Genomic DNA, 18,234 nt, shown 5'->3' with positions numbered 1-18,234 from the left:
ATCTTTTTAGTCTATTCATATTATCAATTAATAAGCAGTGACAATCCCTCTTTTTTTCGTTAAAATGAAGATAGTAAACTCTTTCATCTTAAAAAAGGGGTGTATGATTGTTTGATAATATTGTTTTACCATTAGATGGCCTTGTGACAGATACCACTTATTTACATAATCTCTGTTTTATTGATGTTTTAAAACACTCATATTTAAATATGCCTACAATAAAAACATTTGAAGAACAAAAAATATTTAGACGATACACATGGCTGGATGATTACTATGATTTAACCCATCAACAAAAAGAGGTTATTATTTTAAACAAAGACGCAATTTATGAAGAAGAATTAGAGGATATTGAGCCTGATGATATCTATCCTGGAATAAGAGAACTTTTCATTGAGGCAAAAAAGGAACATATAACAGTATATTGTTATTCAGCTAGTCGACTAGCGAGTAAACTAATTCAACAATTAGGTATCTCCTCACTTGTGACGTTGATTGCTCTAGAACAGCTAGCTGATATTTCTTGCGATTTTTTCATAATTGATGATAAACATGATTTAAATTTAGTTAGAAACATGCCAAACGTCACTCTAGCATTATCACCTAATAAATCGTTTGATCCTTATCCAATCATAAGTGTTCAAAATACTGAAGAATTAACTTTATGTTATTTAATTAAACTATGGAAGGAACATGATAAAGATGGCATATAAAATAACTCATGATAAAAAAACAAACATTCATTATATCACCGTACATCAAAAAAATCATACAGTCACATTTGTTGATTTTGGGGCTAGAATTCAAGAATGGCACGTTCCAGATAAAGATGACGTGAAAGAAAATATATTACTCTCTCCAGACACTCCTGAAGAAGTATTAAATGATACAGCGCAATTTGGAGCTTTTGTTGGACCAGTTGCTGGTAGAATTAAAGAAGGAAAATGGAATGGACTACAGTTTGAAAAGAACAATGGAAATAATCATTTACATGGTGGAAGTAACGGGTGGTGGCATCAGTTTTGGTCGTTTGATATTGAAGAAGTTGATGATGACATCATCGTGCACTTTATGTTAAAAGATACTATAACGGAGTATCCTGGCCCTATTTACGTCAGAAATTCGTACAAAGTAACACAGGATTCGATTGAAATGATTACTAGTTGTCACTCTGATAGTAACACTATTGTTAATCCAACTAATCATATTTATTTTAACCTTAATGGTAACGCGAAAGACGACATCACTAATCATACCTTGCTCATCCATGCAGATACTATTTTAGAAACTGATAGTGAAAATATTCCGACTGGAAACCTGATAGATGTTACTGATACTGGTTATGATTTTAGAACAGGCTCTTTATTAACAGATTCTTTAAACATGCTCTCAAGCGGTATTGATGATGCATTTTTATTGTCAAATGAGCAACCACAAATTATTTTGAGTCAAAAAGATAATGGAAGACAAATTCAAATTTCTTCTAACAGACAAGCAGCTGTTATTTTTTCAACCACAAATTTTACGACAGATCAATTTGTTACCGGACAAAAAATGCGGTCACAATTAGGTATTGCTATAGAGACCCAGGAATTACCAGATGTTATCAACCATCCTAAACTTGGTAATATTAATCTAGATAAGCATCAAGTAAAAACATGGAAAACAACTTATAAATACACAATAATATAGAGAAAAATAAAACCTCTAGTAACATCTTAATTTGATGTCATTAGGGGTTAAATAGTGTTTAAAAAATTAATAGCTGCTCCGATTAAATTCGCATCATTTTTAAATTGACAAGCAACGATACGTGGCATGATATGATCTAACCTTATCTCTTCTAACTTAGTAAATAACCGACGCTGAAGTTCATAAACCACTTCAGATTTTTCAGATATTCCTCCACCAATAATAACCATTTCAGGATCAAGAGAAACCTGTAAATCATAAAGAATTTGCGAAATATTCTCATACATGGTATCTAAGAACCTCAAAGCTAGCTTATCTCCTAAATTCGCTAACCTAAAAAGCTCTTTGCCGTCTACTTCGATACCAGTGTGTTGTTCATATGCTTTAATAACTCTGACAATTGTTCCTGTATTACTTAATATCTTATCAGTATGATTTTTCATTAAGCCAAATTCGCCACCAAATAAGTGTGCCCCCTTATATAATGATTGATTAATAAATATCGCTCCACCAACTCCAGTACCTAACACTAGAAATACTGCATGATTTACTCCCTGTCCAACTCCATAACTCATCTCAGCGATACCAGCACAATTGGCATCATTCTCAATTCTTACTGGTAAAGAAAAAGCTTTTTCAAACACATCAAATATCTCACAGTCATGTAAATATCGAACAGCACTCATTCCTTTAATGACTCGATTTTTTGTATCAACCACACCCGGAGCACTGATAGCAACTCCTTCAATATCAACCGGATAATTTCTTATAACTTTTTTCATCTGTTCAATTAGTAATTCTATCGTTTTAGGGGTCAAAAACTGTGTGTGAAATGACAGTGAATTATTTTCCCACAAGCTACATTTCACCGCTGTACCACCTATATCAAATACCGCAAGATTTGTCATCCTATCACCTCATTCATTATTATAGAGTCTATTTAACTACCTACAAAAAATCTAAGTTAATTTATTATCTACCATATATGATTGTACTTCAACACTTTTTGTATAAAATACACCTTTTTTATAAAGATGTTTTCTAATTAAAACTAATTTTTTTATTTGTGAATTTAATTCTATGTTTAAAATAGCACAAATTTGTTTTTTTATGTCTATTCTTTCACCAAACAGAATATATAGTAAACAAAAAAATTGATATAATTAGCACATGGATTAATAAAAAACCATTGTTTTCTATTTTAAACTTCACAAGCATAAAGATATACTTCACTTTTTCTTTCTGTTATATTTTGCACATGTCACATATATAATCATTTGTGATAAATATTACATGTAAGGGTGAAAGCAATGAAAGTTGTTGTTATAGGATGTACTCATGCTGGTACATCTGCAGTAAAAAGTATCTTAAAGGAATCTCCAGAAGCTGAGGTAATTGTCTATGAAAGAAATGACAATGTTTCTTTCTTATCATGCGGGATTGCGTTATACGTAGGTGGCGTAGTAAAAAATGCACAAGACTTATTCTACTCAAATCCTGAGGAGTTAGCTTCTCTAGGTGCTACAGTAAACATGGAGCATAATGTGACATCCATCGATACTGAACTTAAACAAGTAACAGCTGTTAATTTAAAAACAAATGAAACAAGCACTACTTCATATGATAAATTAGTGATGACTACTGGATCATGGCCTATCGTTCCGCCAATCCCAGGGGTTGAGTCAAATAATATTTTATTATGTAAAAACTATAACCAAGCAAATGACATCATAAAAAAAGCAACAGATGCTAAAAAAATAGTTGTTGTCGGTGGTGGATATATTGGAATCGAACTAGTTGAGGCGTTTGTTGAGTCTGGGAAAGAAGTCACCTTGATTGATGGACTAGACCGTATTTTAAATAAATACTTAGATAAACCTTTTACTGATAAACTCGAAAAAGAACTGTTCAATCAAGGTGTTACTCTGGCTTTAGGAGAAAATGTTGCACGCTTTGAATCAGATGAATCTTTTAATGTGAAAAAAGTACATACTAAATCCCAATCATTTGACGCGGATATGGTTATTCTTTGCGTAGGATTCAAACCATCAACAGAGCTTTTAGGTGATAGTGTCGATAAGCTATCTAATGGTGCAATCAAAGTAAATAAATACATGCAAACAAGCAAACCTGATATTTTTGCCGCAGGAGATAGTGCAGTTGTTCACTATAATCCAACTAATGTTGAAAATTACATTCCTCTAGCAACCAATGCTGTAAGACAAGGGTTATTAGTTGGAAAGAATATCAACAAGCCAACTCTAGCATATCGTGGGACTCAAGGAACATCTGGGTTGTATCTATTTGGATGGAAAATTGGCTCAACTGGATTAACTATCGAAAACGCTAAACAGCAAGGTCTAAATGCAGATATGGTTTACTTAGAAGATAACTACCGTCCTGAGTTCATGCCTACAACTGAAAAAGTAATGATGCAACTAGTATTTGATAAAGACACTAAACGAATTTTAGGTGGACAGTTAATGTCTAAATATGATATTACCCAATCTGCTAATACACTATCATTAGCAATTCAAAATAATATGACTGTCGAAGACTTAGCGTTATCTGATTTCTTTTTCCAACCGCATTTTGACAGACCTTGGAACTACTTAAACTTATTGGCTCAAGCTGCAATGAGTTAAGTTTCTACTATTATATATACGAATAAAAGAGGCTGACCCAAAAGTAACTTTTTCAATCAAAATCACTTAACTATCAAAATAGAAATCCCATGAAATCAACATTGTAATTAACGGATTTCATGGGATTTTTTATATTCTAATACTTTTGGGTCAGCCTCTTTTTTATTCTTCTTCTTCCGTACTATATGATATACGGTCATGTACTTTCATAAAATTAGGTCGTGAGAAAAATAACTCATCATACACGGCAACTTTTTCACTTGCTTCTAACATTAATATAGCTATTTCTCTTGTAAAGACTTCAATATCATTGATATCAAATGGTGTATAAGACAATAAAAACTCTTTTTCTAAATGTGATAATCGAGATTTATCACCCTCATAATTACTCCAATCATCCGCATCATTTGGTTTTGCTCCTTTTGAAAGGTACCACATAGAAACTAAATGTTGCTTGATTGATAAAATAATTGATTCAATATGATTCCTCTCATCTCTTCTCCATGCTCGGTATAAATCAAAATAATCTGCATAATATTGGTTTAACACATCATCAAATACTTCTTGTGTCACAACATAGTGTGTATTTTTCGATAAATTATGTAATTCAGTTAACGTACCATCATCTTTTATAATTTCAATATGTTTATATAAAACACTTGGTTCTAACATCTCCAGCGTATATACCATTAAGTCTAACTTAATAAACGTAGCATAGTGGATAATAGAATGATTATAATCAAATAGCTCAATGAATAAATAATCTCCAATTGATCGAATAATATCACGTTGTTTTTGTTCAATTTGAATACCTGGCTTTAAAATAATACGAGCATTTATATCTGAATAAAAATCTTCTGTCTTATCGCCAATTGACCCCGTAAAATAGGCACCAATAATATCATTGTCTTCCTTCACTAATCTAGCAAATCTATTTTTTAATTTATCTCGTTCAATTGGTAAATTTGAATCGACTAACATAATAAACAATCCCCCTTAAGTATCTATTACTTACAGTATATTCAAAAATAACCGGTTTTACAAAAGTTTTTATAGATAATTCAAGTATTTCTTCATTTTTTTAAAATATATGACGGTTTTATAAAAAGTCAGAAATGTAACAAAGTATTTTAACTAAGTAACGTATGTAATATTTTTATTTTTATTTTATTGACAAATAATGAAATAACATCACCAAAATCTCTTAATTATTATCATATTACCTTGTTTTTTTCACAGAATAAACTATATATTACTTTGCTTGTGTCAATTAACTATATCAAAACCGCTATATTATAATATAGCTAATTACGAACGAGCAAATATTTCTATGTATCACGTTTTGTAATATTCCACTTTATTTTGTTATCAAATTAAACATATTCTTTCACCTAAGAAATATTATTCGATGGTAAAGTATATCTTGTCGTTGGAACACAACGAAAATAAATTAAACAACTTTAAAAGGAGATTTTCAAACTTATGAAATCACTAAAAACATTAATATTTGGTAGCACATTTGCATTAGGATTATTATTCAGTACAACTGTACTTGCTGACTCTGTATACACTGTAAAATCAGGTGACACTCTTTCTTCTATATCAATGGAACTCTTTGGTTCTAACAATCAAATTGATCAAATCGCTAAAGACAATAATATCAAAAATATGAACATGATTTTCCCTGGTCAAGAATTAACTATAAAAACTGATGGACAGACAACCACTAATGTTGCTGTGTCTGAACCTACACAAGAAGAAACAACTTATGTAGCGCCACAACAAGAAACACAAGCATCTATATCGTCTGCATCTGCTACAACATCTAGTGCAAAAGAATGGATTGCTCAAAAAGAATCTGGTGGAGATTACAATGCAACAAACGGATACCATATTGGTCGTTACCAATTAGACCCTAACTACTTGAATGGCGACTACTCACCAGCAAATCAAGAAAAAGTAGCTGATCAATATGTTGCTAATCGTTATGGTTCATGGGAAAACGCTCAAGCATTCTGGATGAACAATGGTTGGTATTAAAAAAAACCTCATACGAGGTTTTTTTTATTGTCTTGGTTTAAATCGTTTTAATCTCAATGCATTTAACAGAACTGACACTGAACTAAAACTCATCGCCGCACCAGCAATCATTGGATTTAGTAACGGTCCACCAAATAAATGTAGTATTCCCATTGCTACTGGGATACCTAAAATATTATAACCAAACGCCCAGAATAGATTTTCTTTAATATTTTTCATGGTTGCATCTGATAATTCTATAGCTGTTGCAACACTTTTCAAATCATCATTCATCAACACGATATCTGCTGATTCAATGGCGACATCTGTTCCATTTCCAATAGCTAATCCAATATCTGCTTGGGCTAAGGCTGGCGCATCATTGATACCATCTCCCACCATTCCAACTTTTCTTCCTTCTTGCTGCAATAATTGTATTTGGTTGGCTTTGTCTTCAGGTAAGACCTCACTAACCACTGTATCTATCCCAACTTGACTAGCAATTGCATGTGCAGTTAGTTCGTTATCTCCCGTCAACATAACCACTTTTTTCCCAAGTTTTTTTAACGCACTGATGGCTCTAATACTACTTTCTTTCACAGGGTCAGCTACTGCGATAATCCCAATTACTTTTTGTGTACCAGCAACATACATTGGTGTTTTACCTTCTTTAGCTAATGAATTCATCAGTTCTTTTTTATCATTCAAATTAATTGATTGTTCTCTCATCAATCTCTCGTTACCTATATAGTATGTTGCTCCGTCAATTTCTACCTCAATTCCTTGTCCTGGTATAGCTGAAAATTCAGAAATCGATAGAAGATTAATTGACATATCTTTGGCTTTTTCCACAATAGCAACTCCTAATGGATGTTCCGAATGAACTTCAGCCGAAGCAGATAATCTAAGTATTTCCTCTTCTGATAACTTACCAAATACCAAGACATCTGTTACAACAGGTTTTCCGGCTGTAATCGTACCTGTCTTATCAAATACGATGGTATCTAATTGATGAGCTGTTTCTAATGCCTGACCGCTTTTTATCAGAATACCATTTTCAGCTCCCTTACCAGTTCCTACCATAATCGCTGTAGGCGTTGCTAAACCTAAAGCACACGGACAAGCAATCACTAAGACAGAAATAGTAATCGTTAAAGCAAACACCCAAGATTCTTGACCTAAAAAATACCAAAGTAATCCAGATACAATCGCTAAAACAATAACCACCGGAACAAAAACACCTGATACTTTATCTGCTAATTGAGCAATTGGTGCTTTAGATCCCTGTGCTTCTTCTACCAATTTTATAATCTGAGACAAAGTCGTATCTTTTCCAACCTTGGTCGCCTTAAATTTAAAACTACCTGTTTTATTTAAACTAGCACTGACTACTTTGTCTCCCGTTTTCTTCTCTACAGGAATACTTTCACCAGTAATCATTGACTCGTCAACTGCACTATTTCCTGAAATAATCACACCATCCACTGGAATTTTTTCTCCAGGTCGAACAATTAACACATCATCAACAACGACATCTTCTACCGAAATATTTTTTTCATTACCATCTCGAATAACGGATGCTGTTTTTGGCGCTAAATTAATCAGTGTTTTAATTGCTTCAGATGTTTTTCCCTTAGACACAGCTTCAAAATATTTTCCTAATGTAATCAATGTCAAGATTGTCGCGGCTGATTCATAATAGAGATTCATTGCAAAACTAGAGTCACCCATAAATACTTGAATCGTACCATACAAGCTATATAAAGTTGCTGCACTCGTTCCTAAAGCAACTAAAGAATCCATGTTAGGGTGTCTCTTGACTAATGCTTTAAATCCTACTGTAAAAAACGGCCATCCTATCGCAATAACTGGTATAGTAAGAATTAATTGAGTTAATGCAAATACTTTTGGTGAATTCATTGGATCAATAAATGAAGGTAGTGGTAATCCTATCATGTGCCCCATCGATATATATAATAGAGGTACAGTGAAAACGACAGAATAGAGAAACCTTTTCCACATCACATGAATTTGTTTTTCCTTACTATCTTCTTTATTTTGACTCACTACGTCATTTATTTCTTTATCAACAGCTTTATAACCTGCATCTGAAACTGCCTTAATAATTTCTTTTTTTTCTGTAACTGAAGGATTAAAAGATAGAGTCATTGTTTCTGTGGCAAGATTGACAGAGACATCATGGACTCCGTCTAATTGATTAACAACTTTTTCTATAGTACTTGCACATGATGCACAAGTCATCCCTTCAATATCATACTTAGCTGTAACTTCTTGATTAGCAATACTATACCCTGCATTTTCTACAGCCTTAGCTATATCTGTTTCTTTTAATTGATTTGTGTCATACGTTACATCTAATTTCTCTGTTGCTAAATTAACACTAGCGTTTTTAACACCAGAAAGTTTTGATACCACTTTTTCTACCGTACTCGAACATGACGCACAACTCATCCCTTCAACGGGTAATATTATTCTCTTTTCCATTTTTTCACCTCATTTATGACAGTTACATTGACCAACAATACAATTACACTCTACTTGATGTGGCGCGTTCTCTTTTTTCTTGCTTAGTAAAGTGATTAGTTGGGTAACATCATCTATTGTTAGTTCTTCTTTATCTATTAATTGATAAATCATTTTTCCTTTTTTCTTCTGACATAATTTATTTAAATCCGCCGTTAAAAGATTATTAATGGCATCTTCTTCATTAATTTTTGGCGCATAAATAAATTGGTTGCCATTCTTTGTCGTTTTTAAATAATTTTTTTCAACAAGTCTAGCTAACAATGTCTTGATGGTTGACATACTCCAACCCATCTTATCACTTAAAATATCTAACACTTGGCGACTTGTAACCTCATCGTTTGACCACACTACTTTCATAATTTCCCATTCTGCTTCAGTAATATATATTTGTTTTTCCTTGGTCACCATAAATCACTTCCTTAATTTATTTATAAATACAATATAATTCAATCATCTACATTTGTCAACGATTAGATTTTAAAAAAAGAAATAACAAAAGTTATTCCTTTATACTCTTCTCATCATATTTAGATTTCAGTATATCTAAGTTTATTTTGACTATAACTGTTGTCCCTTCTCCAAGCTCACTCACTAGTTTAACACGTCCACCTAGAATTCCTGCATAATGTTTTACTAGTGATAAACCTAATCCAGAACCGCCACTATTTCGCTGTCTTGAGTGACTCACACGGTAAAACCTTTCAAAAATACGTTGTTGATCTTTTTTTGAAATTCCAATTCCAGCGTCCTCTACTTTTAGCGTTAGTTCATTATTTTTTTGCGTTAAGTAGATAAATATTTTACTATGATCTTCAGAGTATTCAATGGCATTTTCCAATAAATTTTTCACAATAATTTGAAACGAATCATTCGGAATCACTACATCTTCTGATACGGAACAATCAAAAATAATAGAAATATCTCTATCATATGCTCTAAAACGGTATCTATCAATTTCATCTTCTATGACTAATTTAGGATGTACGACAAAAGAATCCATAATGTATATATCTTTTTCTGTTTTCAGTAACATCATTATAGTTTGAATCAGACTCATTAGTCGTTGTGCTTCTCGTTCAATAATTGTCAGAAATTCTTTACTGGCTTCTGGATCATCTTTAGCACCAGCTAATAATGTCTCGGAAAAACCAATGATTGATGTGGTTGGTGTTTTTAGTTCATGGGAAATATTACTAATAAAATCTTCATGAACTCGCTCTACTTGTCTTACTTTTGTTACATCATAGATAATACCAACATACTCATTATTTTCATTTTCAATTGATAATGGTCGAATCACTATTTTTAAGTCTTGTTCTGCTGGTTTCTCAATTTTTATTTCACCTTGCACTGATTCGCCTGTTACATAGGCTTGATGGATTAATTCATTTAACGTCGGCTCGTCAAACCATTTATCATATGTTGTATTAATCCATTTTTTATAAAACATTTCTTCCATTATTCGATTAGCTAAAGTTAACTCAAGTCGATCATTTAATATAAAAATCCCAATATCTAAATTTTCAAACAAAAATTGAAGCGTTTCTTCATTTTTTAATTGCTTATAATACAATAAATTTGTTTCTTCCATTAACTCATACACCGTTTGATAGAGTTCTCGCCATTCTCCTGGCGCATCTATAACCTTTTGCTTTTTCTCTGGATTCTGAATTGCTTGTTTCAGAATGGGCAACATAAATTGAATTGGTTTTTCTGTCTGACGACGAATATAATGTCCCATAATAAGAATTGCTAAAACTAATACAACCATTATTGAAATAACGATACGTTGAAAGTTTTCAACATATTGCGAGACTCCTTGGTAAGTTTCAGCTAATCTAATAACACCAATGAATTCATCATTTTTTTCTATCTTTTTTGATACATAAATTAGTTTTTCATCAACTGTATGACTATCTCTAATAGCGAAACCTTCAGATTTTCCTTCTTCTAAAATTTGTTTTATTTCAGGTCGATTTTTACGTGACCCTTTTGCCATATTATCTTTTGAAGAGTCATATAAAATATCACCCGACTCATTCATGATCGTCAATCGTTCATGCTTTCTCACACTTTGGTCTAGCCTGCTTTTATCTAGGACTAGCTTATTATCATTTGATATAAAAGGTAAGAGAATCTCTATTTCTTTAGATAACTGATTTGTTTGTTGTTCGATAACATCCTTTTTAAAAAAATAGGTGGTATAGTAACCACCTATCAAAACAAGTATAATTGTTAATATAATAATTCTTACAGGATTGACTATTTTCTGTAATCGTGTCATTATTCTGGCTCCTGAAATTTATAACCAAACCCTCGAACTGTTTTAATATATTTGGGGCTTTTAGCGTCATCTTCAATTTTTTCTCTCAAATGGCTTACATGAATATCAACCGTACGAGATAAATGATACATATCATCTTTCCAAATTGATAACATTAATTCATCTCGTCCAATGATTCTATTTTGACGTTCCATAAAATATATTAATAGTTCAAATTCTTTTTTAGTTAGCGTAATTTCTGTCCCTCTTTTTAAAACTTTATAATCTTTTGGATAAGCAACTAATTCACCAACGCTTAATTGATTATTACTAATCGTTACGTTCTCACCATCTTCTGTTTGATTTTCCAGACGCCTCTCAACTGCACGTAATCTAGCAATTAATTCTCGTGGGCTAAAAGGTTTGGTCACGTAATCATCTGCACCAATTTCTAATCCAATGATTTTATCAATTGTCTCGTCTTTTGCTGTTAACATAATGATTGGTGTACTTATTTTTTCTTTACGTAACTTTTTTGTGACATCAAATCCATTTATTTTTGGTAACATCAAATCTAATATAATAAAACTATATTTATTTGACATGGCGTAGTCAATTGCAGATTCACCATCATGAACAACGTCCACTTCAAAACTTTCTTTTTCTAAATTATATTTTAACAAAGTTGTAATTGATTGTTCATCGTCAACTACTAGAATTCGTTTCATTTTTGCTAAACGTCCCTTCCTAAACCATTTTACTCTGTTCCATTATACCATAGTTAATGTAACTAAATGAAGATAGGACACATCTAGAAAACGTTATTGCTATTTAATATTTCCTTCTAAATCACGTTCTACTTTCATATCAGAAATGGCTATATAACCTAATTCATTGACTACATTTTTTTGAACATCATCTGACTTCATATAATCTAAAAATGCTAAAACATTTTTGCTTGCATTTTTTTGTGTATACATATGTTCATATGCCCAGATTTTCCAAGAATTATCTAATACATTTTTATCTTTTGGCTCAACATTATCGATAGAAAGTCCCAAAATACTGTCATCAATATAAGAAAATGCAAGGTAGCTGATTGCCCCTGGTGTTTCAGAAACAATTTTTCTAACGGTACCTGATGAATCTTGTTCTTGTCCTTTAGCTGCCTCTGCTCCATTGATTGCCCATTTCTCAAAAGTTGCACGCGTACCACTTCCAGCTGCACGATTGATTAGTTCAATTTTTTGATCTTTTCCACCAACTTCTTTCCAGTTAGTTACTTTACCAGTAAAAATATCTTTTAATTGTTCAGAGGTAATGTTTGTAACACCTACTTCTTTATTCACAACTGGTGCGACACCCACAACTGCAATTCTATGATCTTCAATTTTGGATGCATCGATGCCATCTTTTTCTTCTGCATAAACATCAGAGTTACCAATGTCTACAGCACCTGTTGATACTTGTGTTAGACCTGTACCACTTCCTCCACCTTGAACAGTAATCGTATAATCGGGATTATCAGTCATATAAATTTCAGCAACTTTTTCTACCAATGGTTGTAGTGCTGTCGAACCAACAGATGTAATATCAACTTTTTCTGTTGACTTTCCTTTATCAGAGGTATTTGAACCACCTTTACTACTATCTGTTGAGCCACTTCCTCCACATCCAACTAATGTAAATAATACCCCAACTGTAATTGCTGATAATAATTTTTTCTTCATTTTTGTCAAAACTCCTTAAAAAGTTATTTGTTTAGTTATTTACTACACACAGAGTGTATCAAGTTTTTGTAAAGTTTATAGTCTTGATTTTGTAAAATAAAGGTAAATTACTCGAAAATCACATTATATACGTCTCTTTTCAAATTAAATGTAAAGTTTATATCAACTTAGTATCATTTTAAACAAACATGACAAAAAAAGAGAGCAATCACTCTGCTCTCTCAATATATCTTATTTATTTTTTTGATTTGGCTTTTAATTTCAACTCAGGATCGCCGTCGCCTTCTACAGCTTCTTTTGTAATAATCACTTTTTCAACGTCTTCACGTGTTGGTATCTCATACATAATTCCCATCATCACATGTTCTATAATTGAGCGAAGACCACGAGCCCCAGTATCGCGCTCAATTGCCTGATTAGCAATAGCTTCTAGTGCTCCTGGTGTAAACTCTAACTCAACATCATCTAATGACAACAATTTTTTGTATTGTTTAACCAAGGCATTTTTTGGTTCAGTTAAAATTCGAACTAAATCATCACGTGTTAATTTTTCTAATGAGGCTGTCACAGGTAATCGACCAATAAATTCAGGAATCAATCCAAATTTTAGTAAATCTTCTGGAATGATTTGTGACATAATACTTTTTTCTTCATCACGTTTGTTTTTACTAGTTGAACCAAAACCAATGACTTTTTCACCTAGACGTTCTTTAACGATTGTTTCAATACCATCAAATGCTCCACCAACAATAAATAAAATTTCAGATGTATCAATCTGAATCAATTCTTGTTGTGGATGCTTGCGTCCTCCTTGAGGGGGAACACTTGCCACAGTACCTTCTAATATTTTAAGCAAGGCTTGCTGTACACCTTCACCAGAAACATCTCGTGTAATAGAGACATTCTCGCTTTTTCGTGCGATTTTATCAATTTCATCGATATAGATAATACCACGTTGTGCTTTTTCAACATTAAAATCAGCAGCTTGTAATAGTTTTAAAAGAATGTTTTCAACATCTTCACCAACATAACCCGCTTCAGTTAAACTTGTCGCATCGGCAATGGCAAATGGCACATTTAATGTTTTCGCTAATGTTTGAGCTAAAAATGTTTTTCCAGATCCAGTCGGTCCTATCAAACAAATATTACTTTTTTGAAGTTCTACCTCATCTGTATCATCATTTTCTTCATCAATCGCCATTTGTTGTACTCGTTTATAGTGATTATATACCGCAACAGATAAAACAATTTTTGCCCGTTCTTGACCAATAACGTATTCATTTAATACGTCTAAAATTTCTTTTGGTTTTAATACATTGATTAAATCAGATACCATCTCATCTTGCATCTCTTCATCAATGATTTCTTTACATAAATCGATACATTCGTTACATATATATACCCCAGGTCCTGCGACTAATTTTTTCACTTCATCTTGGGACTTACCACAAAATGAACAGCGCACTTCGTTGTTTTCACCTGTATTGTCGTACATGTTTTCCCTCCTAATTGAAAAAAGACCCTTATGGCCTATTTCGCGAAAAGTCTAATCATCTTGTTTATAATAACATACTCTACTAGACAATGCATTAAAAAAGAAAAACAAAGACAAGGCTTATTCACCTTGTCTTTTGGGTCTTTCTTAAGCTTCTTCTTTAACAGTTTTCACGATAGAATCAACTGCACGTTTCATCTTAATATCATGAGTTAACATAGCATCAGATAATGCGTTTCTTACAGCTGAAGCTTCCATGTTGTATTGAGATGCTAAATCTTCAATTTCTGCTTGAATATCTTCATCTGTTACTTCAAAGTTTTCTGCTTCAACAATCGCTTCAATCACTAAGTTAGTTTTAACGCGTGTTTCAGCTTCACCTTCAAATTGTTTATGTAAATCAGCTTCAGTTGTTCCACTAATTTGGTAGTACAACTCAGGTGAAATACCTTGATTTTGCATGTTTGATAAGAATTCATTCATGCCACGGTGAACTTCATCGTGAACCATTACTTCTGGTAATTCAACGATTTCAGCATTTTCAACTGCTTGAGAAATTGCTGCTTCTTCAACTGCTGTTTCAGCTGCTTCTTCTTTAGAAGCGACTAATTCAGCTTTGATTTTTTCTTTTAATTCAGCTAAAGTTTCTACTTCATCGTCCACATCTTTAGCAAATTCATCATCTAATTCTGGTAATTCTTTTGCTTTAACTTCATGAACAGTTACTTTAAACACTGCATCTTGTCCAGCTAAATCTTCAGCTTGATATTCCTCTGGGAAAGTAACTTTAACTTCCACTTCATCTCCAGCTTTAGTTCCGACTAATTGTTCTTCAAAACCTGGGATGAATGAGTTAGAACCTAATTCTAATGAGTAGTTTTCACCTTTTCCACCTTCAAAGGCAACGTCATCTTTAAATCCTTCAAAATCAATCACAACAGTGTCGCCATTTTCAGCAGCGTCTTCTTTAATCACTAATTCAGCTTGTGATTGTTGTTTTTGAGTTAAGTTTTCTTCTACTTCTTCATCTGTCACTGTTCTATCTTGCTTAGGAACAGTTAGATTTTTATAGTCACCTAATTTAACTTCAGGTTTTACAACAACTTCTGCTGAGATAACCCATGGTTGACCTTTTTCCATTGACTCAACATTGATTTTTGGTTGAGCAACTGGTTCAATACCAGACTCTTCAATTGCTGCCTCATAAAGTTCAGGTAATACAACGTTTAAAGCATCTTCATATAATGCTTCTTCACCATACATTTGGTTAAACATTTGGCGAGGTACTTTCCCTTTACGGAAACCTGGTACGTTTAAATCTTTCTTCACACGATCAAACGCTGCTTTTAATCCTTTTTCAATATGCTCTGTAGAAACTTCAAACGTTAAAACGCCATCGTTTGTTCCTTTTTTTTCCCATTTTGTAGACATATAATGTACCTCCAAGTATCTATTCTTTATAGTTTTTTACACTATTTCATACCATACAATCTTACACTAAACACCATTACTTGTAAACATTTTTCACTGACTACTCACTATTTTGTCATCGTATTCATCATGATGGTATCTAATTTTTTTATCAGTGAATCAATTTTTTGAATCTCAGAATGTAAACAATCACCAGGTGCAACTTCAAATCCAAAATAACGCAAGTATGCTTCTTTCCAATCATCCTCTTTTTCAACAATAACATCAATACATGGGTACATCATACCTAAATGTGTTTTTATGACACCTAACACCATGGCTTCTTGAGTAGGGCTATTATTACTTAGATACTCAGATAAAGCTATGTAGATAGGATGTGACAGAACGCTTGGCATCAAACGTGGTACGTGGCTTAGATCAATCACATGTTCCACTCCAAAAACATCTCGTATATGTAGTTCAATAATCCCACCCACTTCGACTAAACTATCAATGAGCTGTGCGCGAACTAGTACAGATAAATCAGGATTACTTACCCATTTTTTTGTCACTAAACGGATAAAATCTTCTTTAGTTAAAAACTCACAGTCTTTCAATAATTGTAATTGACCATTTATTCCTTGTGTTACTAAATTTTCACACAAATCCAGTGTGTTTATATAGTCTTTATCATTCACTTTTGTCCAATATTCTTGAGTTTTTTGTAATGTTTCCATGTAAAATTTATCGTTCCGGTTGGATGATTTGATTTGCAATAACCATTTTTCTATGGTTAAAAATTGTTTGCGTTTCAACAATAATTCAAAATAAACGTTTTGTAGTTTAGGGTTAGTTTGATACTCAGAATGAAATTCTTGAACATACGTGTATCCTTCTTCTAACATATCTAGTTGAATAGCTATACGAACTAAATAAGTGTTAACGTCAACAGTTTGATTTATGTCATAATATTCCTCAAAGTATTTTAGAGATTGTAACCATTCATTTTGATTAAAGTATTTTTTTGCTAGATAAAAAAGTCGTTCTTCTTTATTTGGAAACTCAATGGTTTCTCCCACAATGTGTCCTCCTTTACAAATTATCATAAAAAAAAAGTGTCACACATAACGTGAACACTTTTAATCGTTAGTCTTGTAATAATTCAAAAATTTCTAAAGTGACTAAATCAATGTCATCAAATTGATAGACTTCTTGAGAACCTGCTTCTGTTAACTCAAACATCTCATTGTTCCCATCAAACGTCACGATGCATCGCTCTTGTCCTTCTCTTTCAAATCGACGAACTTGTACCTCACTGTCGCTAGATTCCACCATGGCATTCAATCGTTTAATAATTGCTGCTAATTGTGAACTTTTCATAGAGCTAGCCTCCTTCGCATTTCTTCTGTTATATTGTAACAGAAACCACTCTAACATGCATTGAAAAACTTTGTCTTTTTGTAAGTTTTTTAAATATCCCACCAAAGTTTAATTAAGGCTTGTGTTCCATCATTTTCAAAACCTTTATCAACAAGTGCTTGATAGAGATTTCTAGCCTCTTTTGTTGCTGGCAAGTCTATCGACATTTTCTCAGCTTCTTCTAATGCAATGTTTAAATCTTTTAAGAAATGCTTAACAAAAAATCCAGGGGTAAAATCTTCTTTTAAAATTCGTGGCGCATAATTAGTTAACGACCAGTTAGCCGCACTTCCTCCACCAACTGTATCTAATACTTTTTCTAAATCTAAATTAGCTGATTTAGCATAGACCAATAATTCCGTCATTCCTGTCATTGTTCCTGCAATCATGATTTGATTTGCCATTTTAGTATGTTGCCCACTTCCAGCTGCTCCTTGTAGGTTCACTTTGCTACTAAAAACGTCAAATATAGGTTTTACTTTATCATACACACTTTGTTCGCCACCTACCATTGTGGTTAATGTTCCATTTTTAGCACCTAAATCGCCACCAGATACTGGAGCATCTAAGCTGTAAGCTTCTTTTTCTTTTGCTGTTTGATCAATTTTTTGAGCTAAAGACGGAGTGCTTGTCGTCATATCAATCAGTACTTTTTCTTTTACAGGTGCAGAAAATATCCCATTATCTCCGTAATAGATTTCTTCAACATCTTTTGGATAGCCAACCATTGTAAAGACAATATCACTATTTTTCGTCACATCTTTTGGTGTCTCACACCATACGGCTCCTTCTTTTACTAAATCATCTGTTTTTGACTTTGTACGATTATACACATTTACTGAGTAACCTGCTTTTAATAAGTGGTTGACAATTGATGCCCCCATAACACCAGTTCCTATAAATCCAATTTTTTCCATTTCTTCACCCCATCTATAAATAATTGTCTCTTCCTACATTATAAGAAAAGTTACGTATTAAATAAAGTTATACCACTTTTATTTTTTGAATAATAAA

General features: G+C 32.7%; 16 protein-coding genes. 4 read left to right on the top strand and 12 right to left on the bottom strand.

From position 1 onward, the window contains the following. Window positions 1-107: 107 nt before the first annotated feature. Both JNUCC83_RS01810 and JNUCC83_RS01805 read left to right on the top strand, forming a co-directional pair. On the top strand, window positions 108-713 hold the full coding sequence (locus tag JNUCC83_RS01810; protein ID WP_454460550.1) for a beta-phosphoglucomutase: 606 nt from the start codon (window positions 108-110) through the stop codon (window positions 711-713). After that, a complete protein-coding gene (locus JNUCC83_RS01805) occupies window positions 703-1,692 on the top strand; it encodes an aldose epimerase family protein (RefSeq protein WP_454460549.1) in 990 nt (329 codons plus the stop codon). Before JNUCC83_RS01810 ends, JNUCC83_RS01805 begins: the two co-directional genes overlap by 11 nt. Window positions 1,693-1,739: 47 nt before the next feature. Here JNUCC83_RS01805 and JNUCC83_RS01800 read toward each other — a convergent pair whose 3' ends face one another. Continuing rightward, on the bottom strand, window positions 1,740-2,600 hold the full coding sequence (locus tag JNUCC83_RS01800; protein ID WP_454460548.1) for an ROK family protein: 861 nt from the start codon (window positions 2,598-2,600) through the stop codon (window positions 1,740-1,742). A 402-nt stretch (window positions 2,601-3,002) separates the two neighbouring features. Here JNUCC83_RS01800 and JNUCC83_RS01795 point away from each other — a divergent pair, with 402 nt between their 5' ends. Continuing rightward, the gene (locus JNUCC83_RS01795) at window positions 3,003-4,337 is read left to right on the top strand and encodes an FAD-dependent oxidoreductase (protein ID WP_454460547.1); all 1,335 of its coding nucleotides are present in this window, start codon (window positions 3,003-3,005) and stop codon (window positions 4,335-4,337) included. 162 nt (window positions 4,338-4,499) lie between these two features. On the opposite strand, the gene JNUCC83_RS01790 is transcribed toward JNUCC83_RS01795, so the two are convergent. Then, window positions 4,500-5,318 carry a hypothetical protein gene (locus JNUCC83_RS01790; protein WP_454460546.1) on the bottom strand — a complete coding sequence of 273 codons (819 nt, stop codon included), beginning with the start codon at window positions 5,316-5,318 and terminating at the stop codon, window positions 4,500-4,502. A gap of 501 nt (window positions 5,319-5,819) precedes the next feature. Here JNUCC83_RS01790 and apf point away from each other — a divergent pair. Further along, window positions 5,820-6,377, top strand: a complete 558-nt coding sequence (gene apf / locus JNUCC83_RS01785) for an aggregation-promoting factor (RefSeq protein ID WP_454460545.1) — start codon at window positions 5,820-5,822, stop codon at window positions 6,375-6,377. A gap of 24 nt (window positions 6,378-6,401) precedes the next feature. On the opposite strand, the gene JNUCC83_RS01780 is transcribed toward apf, so the two are convergent. The 10 genes from JNUCC83_RS01780 to JNUCC83_RS01735 all read right to left on the bottom strand — a co-directional run bounded on the left by JNUCC83_RS01780 (window position 6,402) and on the right by JNUCC83_RS01735 (window position 18,137). Next, window positions 6,402-8,861, bottom strand: a complete 2,460-nt coding sequence (locus JNUCC83_RS01780; RefSeq protein ID WP_454460544.1) for a heavy metal translocating P-type ATPase — start codon at window positions 8,859-8,861, stop codon at window positions 6,402-6,404. 9 nt (window positions 8,862-8,870) lie between these two features. Then, on the bottom strand, window positions 8,871-9,311 hold the full coding sequence (locus JNUCC83_RS01775) for a CopY/TcrY family copper transport repressor (RefSeq protein WP_454460543.1): 441 nt from the start codon (window positions 9,309-9,311) through the stop codon (window positions 8,871-8,873). Window positions 9,312-9,402: 91 nt separating this feature from the next. Further along, window positions 9,403-11,187 (bottom strand): sensor histidine kinase, encoded by a 1,785-nt coding sequence (locus tag JNUCC83_RS01770; protein WP_454460542.1) that lies wholly within the window; start codon window positions 11,185-11,187, stop codon window positions 9,403-9,405. Next, window positions 11,187-11,894 (bottom strand): response regulator transcription factor, encoded by a 708-nt coding sequence (locus tag JNUCC83_RS01765; RefSeq protein ID WP_454460541.1) that lies wholly within the window; start codon window positions 11,892-11,894, stop codon window positions 11,187-11,189. Before JNUCC83_RS01765 ends, JNUCC83_RS01770 begins: the two co-directional genes overlap by 1 nt. A 99-nt stretch (window positions 11,895-11,993) precedes the next feature. Further along, entirely contained in the window at window positions 11,994-12,896 is a 903-nt protein-coding gene (locus tag JNUCC83_RS01760) for a phosphate ABC transporter substrate-binding protein PstS family protein (RefSeq protein WP_454460540.1), read from the bottom strand. Window positions 12,897-13,131: 235 nt separating this feature from the next. Then, the gene (clpX, locus tag JNUCC83_RS01755; RefSeq protein WP_454460539.1) at window positions 13,132-14,391 is read right to left on the bottom strand and encodes an ATP-dependent Clp protease ATP-binding subunit ClpX; all 1,260 of its coding nucleotides are present in this window, start codon (window positions 14,389-14,391) and stop codon (window positions 13,132-13,134) included. Between the two features lie 147 nt (window positions 14,392-14,538). Continuing rightward, on the bottom strand, window positions 14,539-15,822 hold the full coding sequence (gene tig / locus JNUCC83_RS01750) for a trigger factor (RefSeq protein ID WP_454460538.1): 1,284 nt from the start codon (window positions 15,820-15,822) through the stop codon (window positions 14,539-14,541). Between the two features lie 107 nt (window positions 15,823-15,929). Continuing rightward, window positions 15,930-16,880: a hypothetical protein gene (locus JNUCC83_RS01745; protein ID WP_454460537.1), complete on the bottom strand. Its 951-nt coding sequence runs from the start codon at window positions 16,878-16,880 to the stop codon at window positions 15,930-15,932. A gap of 67 nt (window positions 16,881-16,947) precedes the next feature. Further along, window positions 16,948-17,181, bottom strand: coding sequence for a YkuJ family protein (locus JNUCC83_RS01740; protein WP_454460536.1), 234 nt, complete (start codon window positions 17,179-17,181; stop codon window positions 16,948-16,950). Window positions 17,182-17,270: 89 nt separating this feature from the next. Beyond that, window positions 17,271-18,137, bottom strand: a complete 867-nt coding sequence (locus JNUCC83_RS01735; RefSeq protein ID WP_454460535.1) for an NAD(P)-dependent oxidoreductase — start codon at window positions 18,135-18,137, stop codon at window positions 17,271-17,273. Between the last annotated feature and the right edge of the window lie 97 nt (window positions 18,138-18,234).

Source organism: Vagococcus sp. JNUCC 83, assembly GCF_053667615.1.
This window is presented reverse-complemented; position numbering and strand designations above follow the sequence as displayed.